The organism is Halogeometricum limi (assembly GCF_900115785.1).
In the GTDB taxonomy this organism is placed as follows: Archaea; Halobacteriota; Halobacteria; order Halobacteriales; family Haloferacaceae; genus Halogeometricum; species Halogeometricum limi.
Map to the genome: position 1 here is coordinate 346,674 of NZ_FOYS01000005.1, position 20,575 is coordinate 367,248.

Genomic DNA, 20,575 nt, shown 5'->3' on the forward strand with positions numbered 1-20,575 from the left:
ACAGAGAACAGACACCCGACCACCGACACCCCGCTTCGACATCGAGACTATGACCCAGACCGAATCAGACGAACTTCCAGTCCAGTACGCCGACATCGAACGCGCCCGCGAACGCCTCGACGACGACACCGTCGTCAAACAGACGCCCGTCGAACGGAGTTCGTCGTTGGACGCGTTCGTCGGCGGCGAGGTGTACCTGAAGATGGAGCATCTCCAGTGGACGGGGTCGTTCAAGACGCGCGGCGCGTACAACAAAATCGTCCAATCGGTCGAAGACGGCGTCGAGGAGTTCGTCGCCGCGAGTGCGGGTAACCACGCTCAGGGCGTCGCCCTCGCGGCCACCAAGTGCGGCGCGGACTCGACCATCTTCATGCCGAAGAACGCGCCGCAGGCGAAGGTGAACGCGACCCGGAGTTACGGCGCGACGGTCGAACTCGTCGGCAAGGACTTCCAAGAGACCATGTCGCACGCGAAGTCGGCCGTCGAGGAGACGGACGCCGAGTTCGTTCACGCCTACGACGACCCGGACATCATCGCGGGGCAGGGAACGCTCGGGTCCGAGATGTACCACGACGTGCCGGACGTCGACACCGTCGTCGTCCCCATCGGCGGCGGCGGTCTCATCAGCGGTATCTCGACGGCTATCAAGCATCTCTCGCCGGAGACGCGCGTCGTCGGCGTGCAAGCGACCGGCGCCGAGACGGTCCACGAGAGCCTCGACAAAGGAATTCCGGTCACTCTCGACGAAGTCGACACCATCGCCGACGGTATCGCCACGGGCGGCATCTCCGAACGGACGCTCCGCACCATCGAGGCGAACGTGGACGAAGTCGTCACCGTCACCGACACGCAGATAGCGGAGGCGATACTCCTGCTGTTAGAACGCGCGAAGCAGGCCGTCGAAGGCGCGGGCGCGGCGTCGGTAGCCGCCATCCTGAGCGACGACCTGGACGTGTCGGGCGAGACGGTGATGCCGCTTCTCTGCGGCGGGAACCTCGACATGACACAGCTTCAGACGGTTCTCGTCCACGCACTCACGAAACGCCAGCAACTCCTGCGTCTCCGTGTCCGCATCGACGACCAACCGGGCGTGATGGAGGACCTGTCGGGCATCATCGCCGACCACGGCGCGAACATCCACGACGTCCGTCACGACCGCTCCGTCGACGACTTAGAGATCGGTGAGGCGTACCTCGTCTTCCGCGTCGAAGCGAGCGGGAGCGAACACGCCCAGTCGATACTCGACGCACTCAGCGACGCGGGATACTCCGTCGAGAACATCGCACAGACCATCTGACGCGGTGCGAGTGGTTCTCGGACGAGTCAGTCACGGGAAACATATTTTGTCCATGAGAGAGACTGGCAACCACGGTCATGTACGAACAGATACTGATACCGTACGACGGGAGCGACGAGGCTCGGCGGGGCGCAGAACACGGGATACAACTGGCAAAGCGACTCGGTTCGACAGTGCACGCACTGTACGTGATAGACCTTCCGGGGGTCCCCCGAGCGCTCTCACTGCGGGACGACGAGGAGAAACTCCGAGCGGAGTACCGCGAGTACGGCGAGCGGATACTCGGGGAGATATGCGAGGCCGCCGAATCCGAGGGGGTCGAGTGCACGACGAACATCCGGACGGGGTCCCAGAGCGACCAGATAGTCGATTTCGCCGAAGACGAGGGGATGGACGTCATCGTGATGGGGTCGGCGTACAGAGGAACGCTCGGCAACCTCATCGGCGGAACGACGGACAGAGTCGTCCGGACGGCGACGGTGCCGGTCATCTCCCAACGGATGGATATGAACGACCTGTAAGTCGCGCCTGCGACCCACCGCGTTCCGAACGCGAACGCCGCCGGACCGCGCGCCCGCGACGGTCAGTCGTCGACGAGCGTCGTCTCGCGAAAGTAGATGACGAGACTCGCGCCGAGAAACGAGAGTCCGGCGATCATCAGGTTACCGTTCGCCGCCAGTGCGAGGGCGACGAGCATCAGCAACGCGGCGAGTATCGCGGCGGCCGTCGCGAGTAAACGTCCCATACGCGCCGCATCGGCGGCCGTGAAGGTAAGCCCTCCCCATCGGGACGTTCTCGGTCGGCGGACACGTCTCGCGCCGCGTAACGGTCAGTAGAGGGATAGTTCGAGCCTCGTAACACGGACTATCAGATTGGGAGAACGAATTGGAGACGCGGTGGTGGATAAGTCGTCCGCGAGCGACCTGAGCCGTATTGGCGGTCAGAGCGGCGTCACACACGGTCTCATCCGCCGGATAACGGTCGCTTTAGGCGCAATCATCGCATAGTTTTAAGATAAATCAATAATAGTGTAGGTGTGAGGTTGTGTGCCATGTCACTGTGGCGTGCACGAACTCGAACCGTGGCGCAGCGATGTGACGGTGAGTCGTATCGTTCGTCGTGTCTCGTGGCGCGAAGACGCCCCGTGGCGTCTGAGACGGGAGTTGGATCCGTCCGCTCCCGTAGAGATACGCCCCGAACGAAGCAAACCTGAGCGGTTATCGACGATTATGAGAGACAGCAATCAACGGCGGCAGTGTCGGACGGAGGGGTAGCGTATGTCAGATAGAGACGATACGGCCGGGCAGATGTCCAACGGACTGCAGGTCGAACTGTTCCACCCGGACTCCGACAGGAAGCCGGGAGACACCAACATCCAGGGGTATGGGTTCGACATCCATCCGGTCGTCTTCCCGGTCGCACTGTTACTCATCGGGATGTTCGTCGCCGCGACGCTCCTGTTGGGACAACAGGCCGCGGACGCGTACTCCGCGGTTCGGAGCTTCTTCGAGGGGAACTTCGGCTGGTTCTTCCTCCTCGCGGTCAACATGTTCATCGTGACCATCCTGTACTTCGCGTTCGGTAAGTACGGGACCATTCGTATCGGCGGCGTCCAAGCCGAGAAAGAGTTCAGCGACTTCTCGTGGATGGCGATGCTGTTCAGCGCGGGCATGGGTATCGGACTCATGTTCTTCAGCGTCTCAGAACCGCTGTACTACTTCCAGAACGTTCCCGGCTTCTTCTCGGCGGAGGCCGGAACCGGCGCGGCGGCGTCCGTCGCGATGGCACAGACGTTCTTCCACTGGGGATTCCACCCGTGGGCCATCTACGGACTGGTCGGACTCGGACTCGCGTTCTTCTCGTTCAACCGCGGCCTCCCACTGACGTTCCGGTCGATATTCTGGCCGTTGTTGGGTGACCGAATCTACGGCTGGCCGGGGCACGTCATCGACCTGGTGACCGTGTTCGCGACGCTGTTCGGTCTCTCCACCTCGCTCGGACTCGGGGTGGCGCAGGTCAACACCGGCATCTCGTACGTCGGCGGCGACATGCTCGGTCTCGTTCAGGTGCCGACGGGGACCATCCCGCAGATAATCCTCATCGGTGCCATCACGCTCATCGCGACGGCGTCCGTCGCGGCGGGTCTGGAGAACGGCGTGAAGCGTCTGAGCACCGTCAACCTCTACTTGATGTTGACGCTCCTCGGATTCCTCCTCATCGTGGGTCCCACCGCCTACATCTTCGGCGCGTGGGTACAGGGTCTCGGGACGTACTTCGGAAACCTGCTCTCGCTGTCGTTCTTCACCGGAACGATGGGCGAGGGCGCGGCGACCGTCTCGGGATGGACCGTGTTCTACTGGGCGTGGTGGATCGCCTGGTCGCCGTTCGTCGGGATGTTCATCGCGCGCATCTCGAAGGGTCGGACCGTCCGGGAGTTCGTCCTGGGCGTGCTGTTCCTGCCCTCGCTGTTCTCGACGGTCTGGCTGTCGGCGTTCGGTGGGAGCGCGCTGTTCAACTCGCTGCAGGGTAACGGCGCGGCCCTCGCGACGTACAACGAACTGGGTCAGACCGTCGCGATGTTCGCGCTCTTAGAGCAGTTCCCGCTGGGTGCGATATCGGGAATCTTGGCGACGGTCCTCGTCGTCACGTTCTTCGTCACCTCCTCGGACTCGGGGTCGCTCGTCATCGACCACCTCACCTCCGGCGGCAAGCACGACGTGCCGAAGGCCCAGCGTATCTTCTGGGCGGTCACCGAAGGCGCCGTCGCGGCGCTCCTGCTGTACGGCGGCGGCCTGGGCGCACTCCAGACGGCGGCCATCGCGACGGGCTTCCCGTTCGCAGTCATCCTCGTGTTGATGTGCTTCACGGTGTATCAAGGGCTCAAGAACGAGTACGAGATACTCTCGTCCGAACAGTTCGCAGAGCGCATCCAAGACATGACCGCGGACGGAGACCTGGACGTGGTAACGTCGGGAGACGAGATGGTGACGGACATCAAAGGAGGTGCCGACGCGGAGGGAAGCGACTGACCGACGCCGCGGCCCGACGCGACTAGCACCGACTTTCGATTCGAACGACGTCATTCTCGGAGACGCCCTCGCCCCTGTCGTGGAAAATCCCTCCTCGTACGTTCCGCTTGTCCGGTATGTGTTTCGGAGCCGAAGTTCCGGCATTCGTGTCGGTGTTCGTACATAGTGACCGAAACCGAGAGTAGCTATGTATCTATGCAGAGGTCCCATCCGCGCAGGGTCTGATGTACCAGTATGTACACGAAAGAGGAACTCGACGACGGCTGCGAGCCCGTAGACGCCGACGAGTGTACCGAGATGAACCGCGCGGCCGAACTGGGGTACACGGTAGAAGCGATCTCGACGCTGTTCGAGTTCGAGAAGAAAACAGTCCAACAACACCTCCACGACGACTGCAAACATTACTGACTCGGCCCTCTATCTCGCCGTTCCGGAGGGGGAACCGAGGTTCGAGTGTACGGAAGCACCGCGGAGAGACCGCTTCTGCGGAACGTATCTTCCGTGTCGACCGACGACGCCCGACAACCTCGCGATAGCACGTTCAGCCCCGCCCTAAAGCACGGGGCTTTCTCTTCGAATCTCCGCGTAACGACTGAGTCGGCCACCGGCTTTGCGTCGCAATTGACTCTCCCTTCGCCTGTCAAGGAGGGCGAATCGACGAACGGGCTCCGTCGAAAACCTCTGAAATAGAGGGAACCCGCAAGCGAGAGACAGCGTAGCCAGCGTGCGGTACAAGCCCTCTCTGAGTGGGTGAACGAACAGTATCCGGGGAAAGCTCTCGTCGCGTCAGTAGAACTCCCACTCGTCGTCGTCGCCTCCTCGCCGGACGGTGGAGTCGCCGTTCGGGCCCTCGTCACTCTCGTCGTCGTGTCCCGCGTCGCCCCGGTCTTCGTCACCCCATGCATCCCCTCCGCTCTCCGGCCATCGGATACCGCCGCGAAGGTGCCGGTAGAGAATCGCCGCGAACGCGAGGACGAGCGAGAACAACAGGAGCGTGCCGACGAGCGGAATCACGCCGACGAGCGCGTCGAAGAGTCCGCCGTCGACTCCCGTCTGGAGGGATGCAATCGGCGCGTGAGCGGTCGCAGCGAGGGTATCGGGAGCCACGGTCGGTCACTCGGCGTTCGGCCGCGCTTCGCTCTCGTGGACCCACCGCCGCGTCGGACCGCCGAGACCCCACGCGGCGAGGACGACCCAACAGACGAGTCCGACCGCGAAGGGGGCGAGAAGCCACACGGCGGCCCCGAGCGTGGCCGCCCCAACGAGTCCCGGCCACGGACTCGACAGGCCGAACGCCTCGCCCGCCCACGCGCCGACGACGGCGAAACCGTACCCGGTGAGCGAGAGGACGAACACGGCGAGAGCGGCGACCAGCACCGACGAGAAGAGCGGCGACGCCGCGCCGATTCGCGCGAGTTGACTGTACGTGTATCCGACCGCGAAGAACGCGAACCCGTACGCCAGCACGCCGTAGAGAAGCGAAAGAAGCGGACTCTCCGTCGACGCCGTCACCGCCTCGTCGAGGGTGCCCCCGAACCAGTACAGCGTCGCGCCGCCGAAGACGATGGTCGAGGCGAACGACACGCCCGCGCGAACGGTCCGCGGAGCGTCTGTCAGCGCCGCCGGGTCGACGGCCTGCATCGGTACCGACCAGCCAGAGACGGAGAGTTCGGTCACGGCGAACTCGGCGAACGGAAGCGACATGGCACTCTGTAGCACGAAGGGGGACAAAAGAGGTGGGGACGGCGTCGGACGCGAGACGCGGGTGAGACGTGGGGCCACCCGGTTCAGTTCACGAGACGAACGGTCCAATCGCCGAGACGAGCGGTTCAGTCGGAACCGTTCGCCGCGTCGACGGTCCGAACGACGGCCGCGTTCTCCGCGACGTCGTGGACGCGGACCACGTCGGCGCTTCGTTCGGCCGCCATCGCCGTCGCCGCCAGCGTCGGGACGAGTCGCGCACCCGACTCCGGCGCGACGTCCTCGAACATCGACTTGTGGGAGTGTCCGAGCATGACGGGACACGAGAGCGCGTGGAACTCGTGGAGTCTGTCGACGAGTTCGAACGACTCCGCGGCGGACTTGCCGAACCCGCACCCGGGGTCGACGAGCATCCGCTCGCGGTCGATACCCGCCCGTTCCGCGAGCAACACCCGTTCTGCGAGTTCGGTCCGCACGTCCTCGACCACGTCGTCGTACGTCGCCGTCTCACTCGGGTCGACGGGCGCGGAGAGACTGTGCATCAGCACCAGCGACGCGTCGTGGTCGGCGACGACGAACCGCATCTCGGGGTCTGAGAGTCCTGAGACGTCGTTGACGACGTCCGCTCCCGCGTCGAGAGCGGCGTCGGCGACGGTCGCCTTCCGCGTGTCTATCGAGATGGGAACGTCCAGCGACGACAGCGCTTCGATCACGGGGACGACGCGGTTCCGTTCCGTCTCCGCGGAGACGGGGTCGGCACCGGGGCGCGTGCTCTCCCCGCCGATGTCGAGAACGTCGGCACCGGCGTCGACCATCGCTTCGGCGTGTTCGACCGCCGCGTCGAGGCGGTCGTACTCGCCGCCGTCGTGAAAGCTGTCCGGCGTGACGTTCAGGATGCCCATCACGGCGGGGTGCGCTCCCTCGAACGGGCCGGCGGGCGGCCCGTCGAGCGCCGTCTCCAACTGTCTCGCGACGTGCGCGAGCCCCAGTCCTGACTCGCGGAGGCGGCCGACGAGAGAGCGGACGTCGGCGACCGACCCCGAGAGCACCGTCCGGACGAGTTTCTCCGGCGTCCCCTCACGAGACGTGACGCATCGCCCGCCGAGGCGTTCGAACTCGTCCGTGACGACCTCGGCTTGCTCGCCGCGAAGCAGCGTCTCGAAGACGCGCGTCTCGACCGTCTCGGGGTCGGCGTCGGCGAAGGTGCGGTCGTCGAACGCGTCCGCGGTGGCACCTCGCGGCCCGTCTTTCGGCACGACCTGTCGTATCCAGCGGTCGCGGGCCTCCGCGACGGCGTACAGCGACCCGGTGACGAGCACGAAGTCGTCGTCCGCGGCCGTGTCGACCGCGCGTTCGACCGCCTCTTGAACCGACGGCACGGCCCGCACGTCGGTCGCGTGGCCCTCGAAGGCGTCGGCGAGCGTCGCCGCGTCCTCGGCGCGGTCCAGTTTCGGGGAGGCGGTGTACGCCGTGCGGACGGCCGGGAACTCCGCTATCATCTCCTCGTACTCCTTGTCGGCCATCGCCGCGAACACGACGTGGAGGTCGTCGTACTCGTAGCGGCCGAGCAAGTCTCGGAGCGTCGCGGCGGCCCCGGGGTTGTGCGACCCGTCGAGGACGACGGTGGGGTCGCGTTCGACGATTTCGAACCGCCCGGGCCACGTCGTCTTCCTGAGACCGTCGGCGAGCGTCGTCTCGTCGACGGACGCCATCTGCCGCGCCAACGTCGCCGCGACCCCGGCGTTCGTCGCTTGGTGCTGCCCGAGCAACGAGAGCGCCGTCTCCAGCGACCAGTCCGGACCGGTGATGGATACCTCGCTCTCGACGGGAGAGCGCATCCCGTTCTCCGCGGCGACCACGTCCGCGTCGCCGCCGGCGGGGCCGACGGTGACGACGTCCGACACGCCGCGAATCGCCTCCAGTGCGGCCCCGTCGGTCCCCGTCACGAGCGGCGCGTTCGCGGGGGCGACCTGCGCTTTGTCGCGCGCTATCTCTTCGACGGTGTCGCCGAGCAGCTCGGTGTGTTCGAGACTGACGCTCGTGACGGCACTCGCCACCGGGTCCACGGCGCTCGTGGCGTCGTACCGGCCGCCGATACCGACTTCGAGTATCGCCACGTCGACGTCCTCGGTCCCGAAGTGATGAAGCGCGAGAGCGGTGATGACCTCGAAGTGCGTCGGCATGTCGTCCTCCGAGCGGAGCGTCTCCAGACAGGGAACTAGCTCCTCGAACGAGGACGCGACCGCTTCCTTCGGAATTTTCCGGCCGTTCACGCGAATCTGTTCGCGGAAGTCGTTCAGCTTCGGCGAGGTGAAAAGCCCCACGTCGAGTCCGGCGGTTCGGAGGACGCTGTCGAGCATACGGGCCGTACTTCCCTTTCCGTTCGAGCCCGCGATTTGAACGCAGTCGGCCGACTCCTGCGGGTCGCCGAGGTGCGAGAGCATCCGTGCCGTCGTCTCCGTCCCGAGTTTCGGACGGCGCCGTTGCAGACCGTTCAGTCGGTCCGCCGCCTCGTGATAGTGCATGACATATATCCTCGCTGGTCCGCCCATTAAGCTGTCGGCGAAGGAGCGCCGAGCGGCCCTCAGAGCCCCCGATACGCCCGTAGAGTCCGTATCGCCGCTTCGACGTGAAGGCAGAGTGAGGAACCGAGTTCGGACGAAACTCTTCGTGTCGCTGAGTTGAATAAATGAGGGAGAGAGACGGTCGTATCGGCGCGGAGAAACACGTCGTATCCTACGGCTGGCATCTATACAAACGTTCTTACGGTATCCAGATGGACTTTCGTGTGAGATGGCTTCACCCGACGACGATCAGGACTCGTTCCCGACCGACTACGAGATCGCACAGTCCACCGAGATGGAACCGATATGGGACCTTCTCGAACCGTGGGACCTCGGCAACGACGACCTGCAGTACTACGGCGAGTACAAGGCGAAGGTCGAACACCACGCGGTCGAACGCCTCCGTGAGGACGCAGAAGACAGAGAGCAGAACCTCGTTCTCGTAACCGGGATGACGCCGACGCCGTTGGGGGAAGGCAAGACCGTGACGACGGTCGGTCTCGGCCAGACGCTCAACCACATCGGCGAGGAAGCCATGATAGCCATCCGCGAACCGTCGCTCGGACCCGTCTTCGGCGTCAAGGGCGGCGCCGCCGGCGGTGGCTACTCGCAGGTGCTCCCGATGGAGGACATCAACCTGCACTTCACGGGTGACCTCCACGCGCTCACCTCCGCGCACAACCTCATCGCGGCGATGCTCGACGCGAAACTGTCGCAGGGCAACGAACTGAACATGGACGTAAACGAGGTATCGTGGCCCCGCGCACTCGACATGAACGACCGCGCCCTCCGAGAGACGGTCATCGGTCTCGGCGGGAAGACGGGCGGCACGCCCCGCGAGGACGGGTTCCTCCTCACCGCCGCCTCCGAGATGATGGCCGTCCTCTGTCTCGCAGAGGACCTCGGCGACCTGAAAGAACGCGTCGCGCGCGTCATCGTCGCGTACGACGACGACGGCGAACCGGTCACCGTCGACGACATCGAAGCCACCGGCCCGGTGACGATGCTGCTTCGCGACGCCATCAAGCCGAACATCGTCCAGACCATCGAGGGGACGCCCGCGTTCGTCCACGGCGGTCCGTTCGCCAACATCGCGCACGGGACGAACTCGCTCATCGCCGACAAGGCCGCGTTCGGCATGGGAGACTACCTCGTCACCGAGGCCGGGTTCGGTTCCGACCTCGGCGCGGAGAAGTTCATGAACATCGTCTGCCGACTCGGCGACATGACGCCGAACGCCGTCGTCCTCGTCTCCTCCGTCCGTGCGCTGAAGTACCACGGGCAGGACATGTGGCCCGCGGACTTCGACGCCATCGAGGAGTCGGGTATCGACGCCGTCGAACGCGGGTTCGAGAACCTCGACAAGCACGTCGAGAACCTCCAGAAGTTCGGCGTCCCCGTCGTCGTCGCCGTCAACCGCTTCCCGGAGGACAGCGACGAAGAAGTACAGACCGTCCTCGACCACTGCCGCGACGACCTGGACGTTCGGGCCGCGGAGTCCACCGTCTTCGCGGAGGGGAGCGAAGGCGGCGTCGACCTCGCAGAACGCGTCGTCGGCGCAGTCGACGAGAACGACCCCGAGGACTTCACGCATCTCTACGAGGACGAGGCCTCCATCAAAGAGAAGATAGAGACGGTCGCCACCGAGGTGTACGGCGCGGACGGCGTGAACTACACCGGGAGCGCAGAGGACGACATCGAGCGCATGGAAGAACTCGGGTTCGAGGAGTTCCCGGTCTGTCTGTCGAAGACGTTCCACTCCCTCAGCGACGACGCCAGCAAGAAGGGCGCGCCGGAGGACTGGACGCTCGAAGTGCGCGAAATCTACCCGTCCGCCGGGGCCGGGTTCCTCGTCGCCCTCACCGGCGACGTGTTGACGATGCCGGGTCTGCCCGCGGACCCCGCCGCCGCCGACATGGACATCGACGCCGACGGCAACATCTCCGGCCTGTTCTGAACCGATAGAACGGACGGCCCCGTCCGACTCCGCCCTCCCGCGCGGTGCCCGTGAGGAGACGTGAGTACGGTCGTCCGGGCACGCGAACAGACCCTCTCGAAGAACCGACCACCGACCCGCCCCCGTGTCCCGTCTCAGAGACCTCCTCGCGTTCTGTACGCTCGCCTGTCTGTGGGGCCTGAGCGTCGCGGCCGTAGAGATAGGCTTCGCATCGTTCCCGCCGTTACTGCTGTCGGCGTTTCGCTACGACATCGCGGGAGCGTTGCTCTTGGGATACGTCGCCGCGACGAGAGACGACTGGTATCCGACCACGCGCGGCGACGCCGTCTCCATCCTCGGCGGCGGCGTCTTCTGGATCGCCGTCGGCAACGGCGTCTGGTTCGTCGGGCAAGGACTCACGTCGAGCGTGCTCTCTGGGTTGATGACGAGTCTGACGCCCATCGCGACGGCGGCCGTCTCGTGGGTCGTCCTCCTCGAAGACCGCCTGACGGTCGTCTCGCTGTTCGGTCTGTTCGTCAGTTTCGGCGGCGCACTCCTGTTCGTGTTGCCGACCGGACCGGCGACGCTCACCGCTGCGGTCGTCGGGAAACTCCTCTTGCTCGTCGGCGTCGCGGGACTGGCGGTCGGGAGCGTCCTGATGCGCTGGGCGTCGACATCGCTCGCGAGCGTTCCGCGAACCGCTTGGGCCACGCTCGTCGGTGCGGCCTTCATCCACGTTCTCAGCGTCCTCGCGGGCGAGCAGTGGTCGGCGACGGTGACGACGACCGGTCTCGCGTCACTGCTCTACCTCAGCGTCGGCGCGACGGTCGTCGGCTACGTCCTGTTCTTCACGCTCCTCGACCGTCACCCGGCGATAGAGGTGACGCTGGTCACCTACCTCGTCCCCGTCGTCGCCGCCGCCGCCGGATGGCTACTGTTCGGAGAAGCAATCTCTGCACGGATGGGAGCCGGGTTCGCCGTCGTCGTCGTCGGCTTCCTCCTCATGAAGCGACGAGAACTCCGCGCGGAGTTCGCGCGACTCGAGTCTCGACGCTAAACCGCTACCGCAACGTGGGACAGACGGTTCGCACCGACCTCACTCGGTGGACGCGATGGCCTCTATCTCGACCGCCGCGCCTTTCGGTACCGCGCCGGCCTCGACGGCGCTTCGCGCCGGCGGGTCGTTCTGGAAGAACTCGCTGTACGCCTCGTTGAACTCGTCGAAGTCGTCGATGTCGTCGAGGAAGACGGTGGTCTTCAGCACGTCGTCCAGCGAGAGATCTTCCGACTCCAGAATCGCCTCGACGTTCTTCAGACACTGTCTCGTCTGGTCTGCGACCGACTCCTCGTCGAGGAGTTCGCCGTCGGTCGTCAGCGGAAGTTGACCGGCGGTGATGAGGACGTCGCCGTTGGTCGTCGCCTGACTGTACGCGCCGACTGCCGCGGGTGCGTCGTCGGTGCTGATGGTTCGTTTCACACGCGGGAGTACTGCGTCGCGTTCCTTAAAATCGGGCGACGTCACCGCCGCCTCGCACGTCGTGTCGAGAGTCCGACCGGTCGTGGAGTCGGTCACATGTTGATGACGACGATGGCGACAACGGCGAGACCGATGCCCGCGACTTTCGTCAGCGAGAGCGGTTCGCCGAGAGCGACGATGCTGATGACCGCCGTCGTGACGAAGTACATCCCGCCGATGGTGGAGACGACCGACGCCGAACCGACGGTGACGCCGATGAACGTCGAGACGACGCCGATTGCGGCCGCGATGCCGGCTACGACCGAGAAGGCGAGGCCGCGGTTCGTGACGGTGAACGACGCGTCGGAGACGACGACGAACAGACCGGTGAGGACGGCCGCCGCGACGTACGAGACGAACGCCGCCATCTCGGGGTCGATGCTGTTCGAGGCCATGTCGCCGAAGACTATCCAGAACCCCCACGAAATCATCGTCCCGACTCCGAAGAGGATGGCCGGATTCACCGAGAGACACCTCCCGAAGAGGACTGGTACGTTCGCGCGTACGCGCCGTGCGGTCGGCCGCGAGTCGGCAGTCGATGCATCAATCGGTCGTACGGGTGGAACGGTGTTCAGTCTCTCGCAGCCTCGTCGTGTCGGCTATTTGAAACAGAGTGTTACACTGGTAGCGGTGTCAGACTTTCGTTTTGCAAAGAACTTGCCACGATAGCGCTGAATGCGGCCGTTTTCGACGACCGAGAGGGAAGGACCCGAGCCGACTTCAACGGGTGTACTATTCCGCCCGACAAGCTATGACGTGCGATACCGAGTCTGTCTGGAAGAAGGTGAGACACGGCACAGCGTCGGCCGCGGAGGCGCGTGCAGACGAGAAGTTCGACTCGGTCGACCGGTCGTGCGCCACCGTCAACCCCACCATGACCACGATAATCGACGGAAACGAGGTCGCAGACCAGATTCAGTCGGAGGTATCGACGTGCGTAGACACCCTGCGAGACGACGGCGTGACGCCGGGACTGGCGACGGTGTTGATGAGCGACGACGGCGCGAGCGAGACGTACGTGTCGATGAAACAGCGCACGTGCGAGGAACTCGGCATCGAGAGCTTCCACCACGAGATAGACCCCGACGAACCCGCGGAGGTCCTGTTCGACCGCATCGACGAGTTGAACGAGGACCCCGCCGTTCACGGTATCCTCGTCCAGATGCCGGTGCCCGACCACGTCGAGAAACGGGCCGTCCTCGAGCGAATCGACCCCGTGAAAGACGTCGACGGCTTCCACCCGGAGAACGTCGGGAAACTCGTCGCCGGGAACGCGCGGTACAAACCGTGTACACCCCACGGCGTCCAGAAGATGCTCGCGGCGTACGACATCGAGACGGAGGGGAGAGACGCCGTCGTCGTCGGCCGGTCCGACATCGTCGGAAAGCCGATGGCGAACCTGTTCATCCAACGCGACGACGGCGGCAACGCGACGACGACGGTGTGTCACTCGCGGACCGACGACCTGGCGGCGAAGACGCGCGAGGCCGACATCCTCGTCGCCGCCGCGGGCGTCCCCGAGATGATAGACGGCGAGATGGTCGGCGAAGGAGCGACCGTCGTCGACGTCGGTATCAACCGCGTCGATGCGGACAACGAGAAAGGCTACGAACTCGTCGGCGACGTGGACTTCGAGAGCGCCAAAGAGAAGGCGAGTGCCATCACGCCGGTTCCCGGCGGCGTCGGTCCCCTCACCATCGCGATGCTCATGTACAACACGGTGAAGGGTGCGAGTCTGCAGTCGGGCGTCCCCGTGGACCTGCCTTAGGGACCGCCTCCCGGCAGTTTCGACCGCCGGGCGGCGTCAGTGCGTTTCGACCGCGCCGCACTCCGGGCACGTCACTTCGAGACTGCCGCCCGCATCGACCGACTCCTCGACGAGTTCGTACCCTCTCGCACACTGCTCGTGGAGGTAGACGTCGTGGTCCGCGTGTTCTGTGAGCAGGATGTCCTCTCGTTCGTCCGGGAGAACCAGTCCGTGACAGAAGTAGCACTCACCGTCCATGGTGCGACATTCGTGATGATTCGTTATATATCTATCTCGTCACACGACGCGACAGCCTCGAATCGGCCACTAATAAGACAGCCGAGGGTAAACAGCACGTATGGAGTACAGGTACTCTGGCAACGCCCACGAACGGTTGAACGCCTCGTACCGAGAGGACACCGAGCCGTTTCCGGCGCAGGCGTCGATGGAGTTCCCGACACAGCGGTACCGACGCGAGGAGGTAGACATCCTGAAACGGCTGTTCTTCCCGAACTGCTGGAACGCGGCGGACCTCGTCCGCGACGAGTTGGCGGTGCTCGACCACCTCGACGACCTCGGAACGCTCTTCTACGCCGGGATGTGTCCGTACGCCGACGGCGACCCCTCAGAGACGGTCGAGGGGATACTCGACGAACTGCCTTCGATACGGAAGACGCTGAAACGCGACGTCGAGGCCGCGTACAAAGGCGACCCGGCGGCGAAGACGTACATGGAGATAATCCGGTCGTACCCGGGTTTTCTCGCGATACTGGTCCAACGGGTTGCACACGCGCTCTACGAGGCGGGAGCGGCCGAGTACGCCCGCGAACTCACCGAGTTCGCGAAGACGCAGACGGGCATCGATATCCACCCCGGCGCGGAGATAGGCGAGTACTTCTTCGTCGACCACGGCACCGGCGTCGTCATCGGCGAGACGGCGACGGTCGGAGAGTGGGTCCGTCTCTACCAGGACGTGACGCTGGGCGCGCTTCACTTCGAGAAAGACGAGTCGGAAGAACACGCCCTGAAGAAAGATTACAAGCGCCACCCCGACATCGGCGACCACGTCGTCATCGGTGCGGGCACGAAAGTCCTCGGCGCGGTCAGCGTCGGCGACCACGTGAGCATCGGCGCGAACTCGTGGGTCTCAGAGGACGTCCCCGACCACACCAAGGTGTTCGTCGCCGACCACCCGACGCAAGAGCGCAAGAGTACCGACTGAGACCGACTCGGCTACGCCTTCCCGCGACCCGAACCACGACGCCGCTCCTTCTCGCCGAACACCGCCGCGTGCCCGTCGTGCGATTCGACCAGAACCGAATATCGGCCGACGTGTCCGGACCGAGTTCGAGACTGAGCCCAAAATTTAAGTAGATATACTGGTTGGCGAGGGTATGAACGAAGACATCGCCGCGGTACGCGAGGACTTTCCCATCCTCCAGCGGCACGTCGGTGACGAGCAGTTGGTCTATCTGGACAACGCCGCGACGACGCAGACGCCGACGCAGGTGTACGACGTGTTCGAGGAGTTCTACGGAACGTACAACGCGAACGTCCACCGCGGTATCCACACGCTGAGTCACGAGGCGTCCGTCGCGTACGAGGAGGCCCACGACAGACTCGCCGAGTTCGTCGGCGCGTCCGGCGGGCGCGAGGAACTCGTCTTCACGAAGAACACCACCGAGAGCATCAATCTCGTCGCCTACGGTGTCGGCCTGAACGAACTCGGTCCCGGCGACAACGTCGTCACGACGGAGATGGAACACCACGCCTCGCTCGTCACGTGGCAACAGGTCGCAAAGCGAACTGGCGCGGAAGTGCGGTTCATCCGCGTGGACGAGGACGGCCACCTCGACATGGACCACGCGGCCGAACTGATAGACGAGAACACGCAACTCCTGTCTGTCGTCCACATCTCGAACGTGCTCGGGACGGTCAACCCCGTCGCCGAACTCGCCGAGGTGGCGCACGACCGAGACGCACTGGTGTTCGTCGACGGCGCGCAGGCCGTCCCGAACCGCCGCGTCGACGTCGAGGAGATAGACGCCGACTTCTACGCCTTCTCGGGGCACAAGATGGCCGGACCGACGGGAATCGGCTGTCTGTACGGGAAGAAACACCTCCTCGAATCGATGGAACCGTTCCTCTACGGCGGCGAGATGATTCGCCACGTCACCTACGAGGATTCGACGTGGAACCGCCCGCCGTGGAAGTTCGAGGCGGGAACGCCGCCCATCGCCGAGGGCATCGCTCTCGCCGCCGCCGCGGACTACCTCGACGAGGTGGGGATGGACACCGTCGAAGAACGCGAACACGAACTCGCGCAGTACGCCCTCGAACGCCTCGCAGAACGCGACGACGTGGAGACGTACGGCCCGTCTCTCGGCGAGGACCGTTCGGGTCTCGTCGCCTTCAACGTCGACGGCCTCCACGGTCACGACCTGTCGGCACTGCTCGACGAACGCGGTATCGCCGTCCGCGCGGGCGACCACTGCACGCAACCGCTCCACGACAGACTCGACATCCCCGGGTCCGTCCGCGCGTCGTTCTACCTCTACAACACGACCGAGGAGATAGACCTGCTCTTGGACGCCGTCGACGACGCTCGCGACGAACTCGACGACCACCTCGAGTCGAACTACCACGAACTCGTCTACGAGCACTACCAGAATCCCCAGAACGCGGGCGGCCTCTCGAACCCCACGTTCACGAAGCACTCCGAGGAGACGTCCTGCGGCGACGACGGCGAGTTCCACGTCGACGTGGCCGAGGACGGAACTATCGAAGAAATCGCGTTCGAGAGCGAGAGTTGCGCGGTCAGCAGTGCCGTCGCGAGCATCCTGAGCGAACGGTTAGCGGGGATGTCGCTCGAAGACGTCGCCGAACTCGACGGCTACGTCGACGACCTGTTGGAGGGGACGTACCCCGACATCCGCCGCGACTGCGTCGTCGGTCCCGAGGAGGTCATCTGCGAGGCGGCGCGAGAGCACGTGTCGGGCGACGGGCAGACGGTGCTGTCGGCGAAGTCGTAAGGGTCCTGCTCTCCCACAACGCAGTAGTCACTCCGTACCCAACCTCGCGCGTGATTCGCGTCTGTGAGGACCACGGTTACGTCGACGGTGAGGCGTGTCCCGAATGCGGGAACGACGGGCGACCCCTCCTCCGAGACGACAGACGGACTCGGCTATCGAAGTTTCTGAGCGGGGCGCTTCGACACTACCCGGACGACGTGGGACTCTCGGTAGACGGCGGCGGGTGGGCCGACTACGACGCCGTCGTCGAGGCGGGGACGGAGAAGTACTCGTGGGCGGACGCCGACCACATCGATGCCGTCGTCGCCACCGACCCAAAGGGCCGATTCGAGCGTCGCGGAGACCGGATTCGCGCCGCGTACGGGCACTCTATCGACGTCGAACTCGAACCGACCGACGAACCGGTGCCGGACCGTCTGTACCATGGAACTGCTCCGAGAGCGCTCGACGCGATACGCGACGAAGGACTCAGACCGATGTCTCGCCAGTCGGTCCACCTCTCGGAGACGCGCGAGGAGGCGCGTGCCGTCGGACGACGCCACGCCGACGACCCGGTACTACTCGCCGTCGACGCCCGCTCGATGGAACGGGACGGTATCTCGGTGGATAGACGTGGTGGCGGGACGTTCACGGCCGAACGCGTGCCACCGAAGTACATCGAACGAGTGAACGACAAATAAGTCACTCTATTCCAGATATATAGAGTCAAATATGAGCGGTATAGAAACGTAATTGCAATTGAGGCCATTAAAGCGCTCTGTTTCAGTGTGAATTGACGGTACAGCTTCCAAACGTTCGATTCAGGAACACAGAACCGCCATCACGCGACGATATTCGAGGAAGGGAGATGCAAATGTGTCAGTCGACTACGAGAGAAGGGGGCGAACCAATCACGCATTTCGTTACAAGCATATCGGCGTAATGGGACGGCGTTGAACGAATCAATTACTCGACCAACAGTTCGACCGGGTGTCGAGGCTGTCGTTCCAGGAGCGAGTCTATCTGTTCGAGACAGGACGTCCCGCTGGCGACGACGGGTCTGTCGCGAACGTCGTCAGCCACGAGTTGGTCGCGGAGGCGTTCACCGACGTCCATGCTGAGTTCGTAGTAGTCCGACTTGTAGCCGAAACTCCCCGCCATCCCGCAGCACTCCACGTCAGTCGTTGCCACGTCGTAGCCGAGGCGTTCGAGGACGCCGACGGTGTACGTCTCCAGCCCCAGCGTCCGTTGCTGGCAGTGGCTGTGGTACGCTATCTCGGCTCCGTCGCCGGAGCGAACCGCGCTCTCGTCGGCACCGTTCTCCAAGAGGCCGTAGACGTACTCCAGAATCTCGTAGCTGTTCGCCGAGAGTCGGGCGAACGGTTCCTCGTCGACGAGGCGGGCGTACTCGCGCGTGAACATCGCGTGGTCGCTCGGTTCGACGACGACCACGTCGCGGCCGTCGTCGAGGTGGGGTGCGAGGGCGTCGGAGACGCGTTCGGCGTGGTCCGTCGCCGTCGCGACCATCCCCTGCGAGTAGGGGGCGCGACCGCTGGACGGAACCGGCGGGACGACGACGTCGACGCTCAGGGCTTCGAGGACGCGCACTGCCGCCTTCCCGCGTTCGACCTGCACGTGGTTCGTGTACAGGTCCGGGTAGAGGACGACGCGGCGAGTCGGGTCGGCCACCCGCGACTCGCGGCCGGCGAACCAGTCGACGAGCGTCTCCCGTTGGAACTCGGGGAGTTCCCTGCGCGGGTCGATACCGAGTGCGAGGTCCATCGCCCACCGAGACGCGTCAGTCTTCGCCAGCCAGTTCGACACCGGCGCGGTCAGACTCCCGAGTTTCGCCACCGTCTCGAAGTTGCCGAAGAAGCGTTTCTGGAGCGGTGCGCCCTCGTCTTCCTCGTCCGGCGTCAGTCCGTCGACCAGCCACTCGGCCGCTTCGTCGTCTCGCCGGTTGATTCGGTCCCGAACGACCGTGTTTATCCACGGGATGTCGATACCCACCGGACAGGCGTTCACACAGCGCGTACACCCGGTACAGAGGTCGTTGAACTCCGCGGCGGTGTCGTAGCCTTCGATGCCCGCTTCCCACCCCGTCGCGATGCCGCCCGAGTACGTCTCCCCGCCGAAGGCGTGCCCGCCGACGCTCTGGAAGTTCGCACACGAGTTCGAACAGGCCGAACACCGGATGCAGTACAGCGTCTCTCTGAGTTGGTCGTCCTCGCGCATCCCCATCCGGCCGTTGTCGATGAGCACGAGGTGAAACTCCCGGTCGGCGTCGAACGCCGAGAGCGGCGTCTCGTCGTCGGTGAAGTCGACGACCGGTGTATCGACGGGCGGCGTGAGGAGCGAGACGTACGAAGTGATGTCCTGTCCCGTCCCCGACCGGCCGATGAGTTCGACGAACGGGCGGAGGTCTTCGACGGTCGGAACCACCTTCTCGACGCCCGCGACGGCGACGTGGGTGTCCGTCGCGGCGACGGTCTTTCGGGCGTTCCCCTCGCTCGTCACGAGCGCCATCGACCCCGTGTCCGCGGTGAGGAAGTTCGCGCCCGTCAGCCCCACCTGCGCGTCGACTATCTGCTCGCCGAGTCGTTCGCGCGCGAAGTGCGTCAGGTCCTCGGCCGTCTCCAGCGGTTCGTCGGTGTCGAACCGCTCCGCGAACAGGTCGGCGATGGCCTCGCGGGACTTGTGGATGGCCGGGGCCACGATGTGCGAGGGAGCCTCGTCCGCGAGTTGTAACACCCACTCGCCGAGGTCGGTCTCGACCACGTCGACGCCGTCCGCCGCCAGTGCCTCGTTCACCTCTATCTCTTCTGAGGTCATCGACTTCGACTTCACGACCCGGTCGGCGTCTCTGTCGGCGACGACAGAACGGATGTAGTCGTTCGCGTCCGCCGCGTCCTCGGCGACGTACATCGTCCCGCCGTTCGACTCGACGCTCTCGCGCAACTGGTCGAGGAGTTCGGGGAGGCGTTCGATGGCGTCCTCCTTTATCGCCCGCGCCTCCGCTTTCAGACCCTCGTAGTCGTCTAACTCGGCGACCGAGGCGTATCGACCCTCGTTGAATCCCTGCGCGTTCGCCGCCACCGCCGCGCCCTCGGTGCGCATCAGCCGTCGGATGTCGTCGGCTTTCGACATCACTCGTCCTCCACGACGACGACGTGTACCTCGCGCGGGCCGTGCGCACCCTGCACGAGTTCGCCCATGTCCGCCGTCGCGCTGGGTCCGGTCGCGACGATGGCGCTCCCACCGGTCTCTCGGAACTCGACCGCGAGCGTGTCGACGGCAGTCTTCATGTCGTCGACGACGTCCGACGCGCGGACGACCACCACGTGCCGGTCGACGAACAGGCTCACCAGTTCGCTGCCGCGGGTGGTCGGCGTGAGGACGACTGACCCGTAGTCGGCGATACCGAGCGTCGCGGCCGTGACACCGGTCGTCGCCTCGCGGAGTTCGACCGGCGTCGGGTCGACGCTGACGGACGTTCCGTCGAGCGAGAGCGCGTCGTCGCCGAGCGTCTCTTCGAGTGTGACACCGACAGCGGGAGGATCGAGGAGTTCCTCGACGTGGTCGCCGAAGGCGTCTCGTTCGACGTGCGTGGCGGACGCGCCGAGTTCGTCCAACGCAGCCTCGAACTGCGTGAGTGCCGATGTGGACATGATACAGAGACGCAAGCGCCACAGTACTATTTAGTTTGGGTTGCACACGACAGCGTCATCAGTGAATCAGCCAGCTATTCGAAGATAGAGTATTAGATAAGAACGA

At 64.7% G+C, this 20,575-nt stretch carries 19 protein-coding genes; 10 read left to right on the forward strand and 9 right to left on the reverse strand.

The features are described 5' to 3' along the window. Window positions 1-49 precede the first annotated feature (49 nt). Window positions 50-1,297 carry a threonine ammonia-lyase gene (ilvA, locus tag BM282_RS15610; protein ID WP_089882731.1) on the forward strand — a complete coding sequence of 416 codons (1,248 nt, stop codon included), beginning with the start codon at window positions 50-52 and terminating at the stop codon, window positions 1,295-1,297. 77 nt (window positions 1,298-1,374) lie between these two features. Continuing rightward, window positions 1,375-1,818 (forward strand): universal stress protein, encoded by a 444-nt coding sequence (locus tag BM282_RS15615; RefSeq protein WP_089882733.1) that lies wholly within the window; start codon window positions 1,375-1,377, stop codon window positions 1,816-1,818. A 62-nt stretch (window positions 1,819-1,880) separates the two neighbouring features. Here BM282_RS15615 and BM282_RS18640 read toward each other — a convergent pair whose 3' ends face one another. Continuing rightward, on the reverse strand, window positions 1,881-2,042 hold the full coding sequence (locus BM282_RS18640; protein WP_175501577.1) for a hypothetical protein: 162 nt from the start codon (window positions 2,040-2,042) through the stop codon (window positions 1,881-1,883). Window positions 2,043-2,574: 532 nt separating this feature from the next. Between BM282_RS18640 and BM282_RS15620 the strand changes: the two genes are divergently transcribed. Together BM282_RS15620 and BM282_RS18645 are read left to right on the forward strand one after the other, a co-directional pair. Beyond that, on the forward strand, window positions 2,575-4,326 hold the full coding sequence (locus tag BM282_RS15620) for a BCCT family transporter (RefSeq protein ID WP_089882735.1): 1,752 nt from the start codon (window positions 2,575-2,577) through the stop codon (window positions 4,324-4,326). A gap of 234 nt (window positions 4,327-4,560) precedes the next feature. Beyond that, window positions 4,561-4,734 carry a hypothetical protein gene (locus BM282_RS18645; RefSeq protein ID WP_175501578.1) on the forward strand — a complete coding sequence of 58 codons (174 nt, stop codon included), beginning with the start codon at window positions 4,561-4,563 and terminating at the stop codon, window positions 4,732-4,734. A 378-nt stretch (window positions 4,735-5,112) separates the two neighbouring features. Here BM282_RS18645 and BM282_RS15625 read toward each other — a convergent pair whose 3' ends face one another. The 3 genes from BM282_RS15625 to folP all read right to left on the reverse strand — a co-directional run bounded on the left by BM282_RS15625 (window position 5,113) and on the right by folP (window position 8,552). Then, complete coding sequence (locus BM282_RS15625) at window positions 5,113-5,433, reverse strand: hypothetical protein (protein WP_089882737.1); 321 nt, start codon at window positions 5,431-5,433, stop codon at window positions 5,113-5,115. Window positions 5,434-5,439: 6 nt separating this feature from the next. Beyond that, window positions 5,440-6,030: a hypothetical protein gene (locus BM282_RS15630; protein WP_089882739.1), complete on the reverse strand. Its 591-nt coding sequence runs from the start codon at window positions 6,028-6,030 to the stop codon at window positions 5,440-5,442. Window positions 6,031-6,155: 125 nt separating this feature from the next. Beyond that, window positions 6,156-8,552 (reverse strand): dihydropteroate synthase, encoded by a 2,397-nt coding sequence (gene folP / locus BM282_RS15635; protein ID WP_089882741.1) that lies wholly within the window; start codon window positions 8,550-8,552, stop codon window positions 6,156-6,158. Window positions 8,553-8,820: 268 nt separating this feature from the next. Between folP and BM282_RS15640 the strand changes: the two genes are divergently transcribed. Both BM282_RS15640 and BM282_RS15645 read left to right on the forward strand, forming a co-directional pair. Then, a complete protein-coding gene (locus BM282_RS15640; protein ID WP_089882743.1) occupies window positions 8,821-10,548 on the forward strand; it encodes a formate--tetrahydrofolate ligase in 1,728 nt (575 codons plus the stop codon). 124 nt (window positions 10,549-10,672) lie between these two features. After that, window positions 10,673-11,584: a DMT family transporter gene (locus BM282_RS15645; protein WP_089882744.1), complete on the forward strand. Its 912-nt coding sequence runs from the start codon at window positions 10,673-10,675 to the stop codon at window positions 11,582-11,584. Window positions 11,585-11,623: 39 nt separating this feature from the next. Here the strand turns inward: BM282_RS15645 and BM282_RS15650 are convergent, their stop codons facing one another. Further along, window positions 11,624-12,004: a Rid family detoxifying hydrolase gene (locus tag BM282_RS15650; protein WP_089882826.1), complete on the reverse strand. Its 381-nt coding sequence runs from the start codon at window positions 12,002-12,004 to the stop codon at window positions 11,624-11,626. Between the two features lie 92 nt (window positions 12,005-12,096). Then, window positions 12,097-12,507: an EamA family transporter gene (locus BM282_RS15655; RefSeq protein ID WP_089882746.1), complete on the reverse strand. Its 411-nt coding sequence runs from the start codon at window positions 12,505-12,507 to the stop codon at window positions 12,097-12,099. A gap of 410 nt (window positions 12,508-12,917) precedes the next feature. On the opposite strand from BM282_RS15655, the gene BM282_RS15660 reads away from it, so the two are divergent. Next, window positions 12,918-13,811: a bifunctional methylenetetrahydrofolate dehydrogenase/methenyltetrahydrofolate cyclohydrolase gene (locus tag BM282_RS15660; protein ID WP_089882827.1), complete on the forward strand. Its 894-nt coding sequence runs from the start codon at window positions 12,918-12,920 to the stop codon at window positions 13,809-13,811. Window positions 13,812-13,847: 36 nt separating this feature from the next. On the opposite strand, the gene BM282_RS15665 is transcribed toward BM282_RS15660, so the two are convergent. Beyond that, complete coding sequence (locus BM282_RS15665) at window positions 13,848-14,048, reverse strand: hypothetical protein (protein ID WP_089882747.1); 201 nt, start codon at window positions 14,046-14,048, stop codon at window positions 13,848-13,850. 100 nt (window positions 14,049-14,148) lie between these two features. Between BM282_RS15665 and epsC the strand changes: the two genes are divergently transcribed. The 3 genes from epsC (at window position 14,149) to BM282_RS15680 (ending at window position 17,502) form a co-directional block, all read left to right on the forward strand. Next, window positions 14,149-15,012, forward strand: a complete 864-nt coding sequence (epsC, locus tag BM282_RS15670; protein ID WP_089882749.1) for a serine O-acetyltransferase EpsC — start codon at window positions 14,149-14,151, stop codon at window positions 15,010-15,012. A 172-nt stretch (window positions 15,013-15,184) separates the two neighbouring features. Next, window positions 15,185-16,822 carry a SufS family cysteine desulfurase gene (locus BM282_RS15675; protein ID WP_089882751.1) on the forward strand — a complete coding sequence of 546 codons (1,638 nt, stop codon included), beginning with the start codon at window positions 15,185-15,187 and terminating at the stop codon, window positions 16,820-16,822. A gap of 50 nt (window positions 16,823-16,872) precedes the next feature. Continuing rightward, a complete protein-coding gene (locus tag BM282_RS15680; protein WP_089882753.1) occupies window positions 16,873-17,502 on the forward strand; it encodes an RNA 2'-phosphotransferase in 630 nt (209 codons plus the stop codon). A gap of 265 nt (window positions 17,503-17,767) precedes the next feature. Here BM282_RS15680 and BM282_RS15685 read toward each other — a convergent pair whose 3' ends face one another. Further along, window positions 17,768-19,948 (reverse strand): LUD domain-containing protein, encoded by a 2,181-nt coding sequence (locus tag BM282_RS15685; protein WP_089882755.1) that lies wholly within the window; start codon window positions 19,946-19,948, stop codon window positions 17,768-17,770. Then, window positions 19,948-20,469 (reverse strand): LUD domain-containing protein, encoded by a 522-nt coding sequence (locus BM282_RS15690; protein WP_089882757.1) that lies wholly within the window; start codon window positions 20,467-20,469, stop codon window positions 19,948-19,950. The genes BM282_RS15685 and BM282_RS15690 overlap by 1 nt, the downstream gene beginning before the upstream one ends. Window positions 20,470-20,575: the final 106 nt, after the last annotated feature.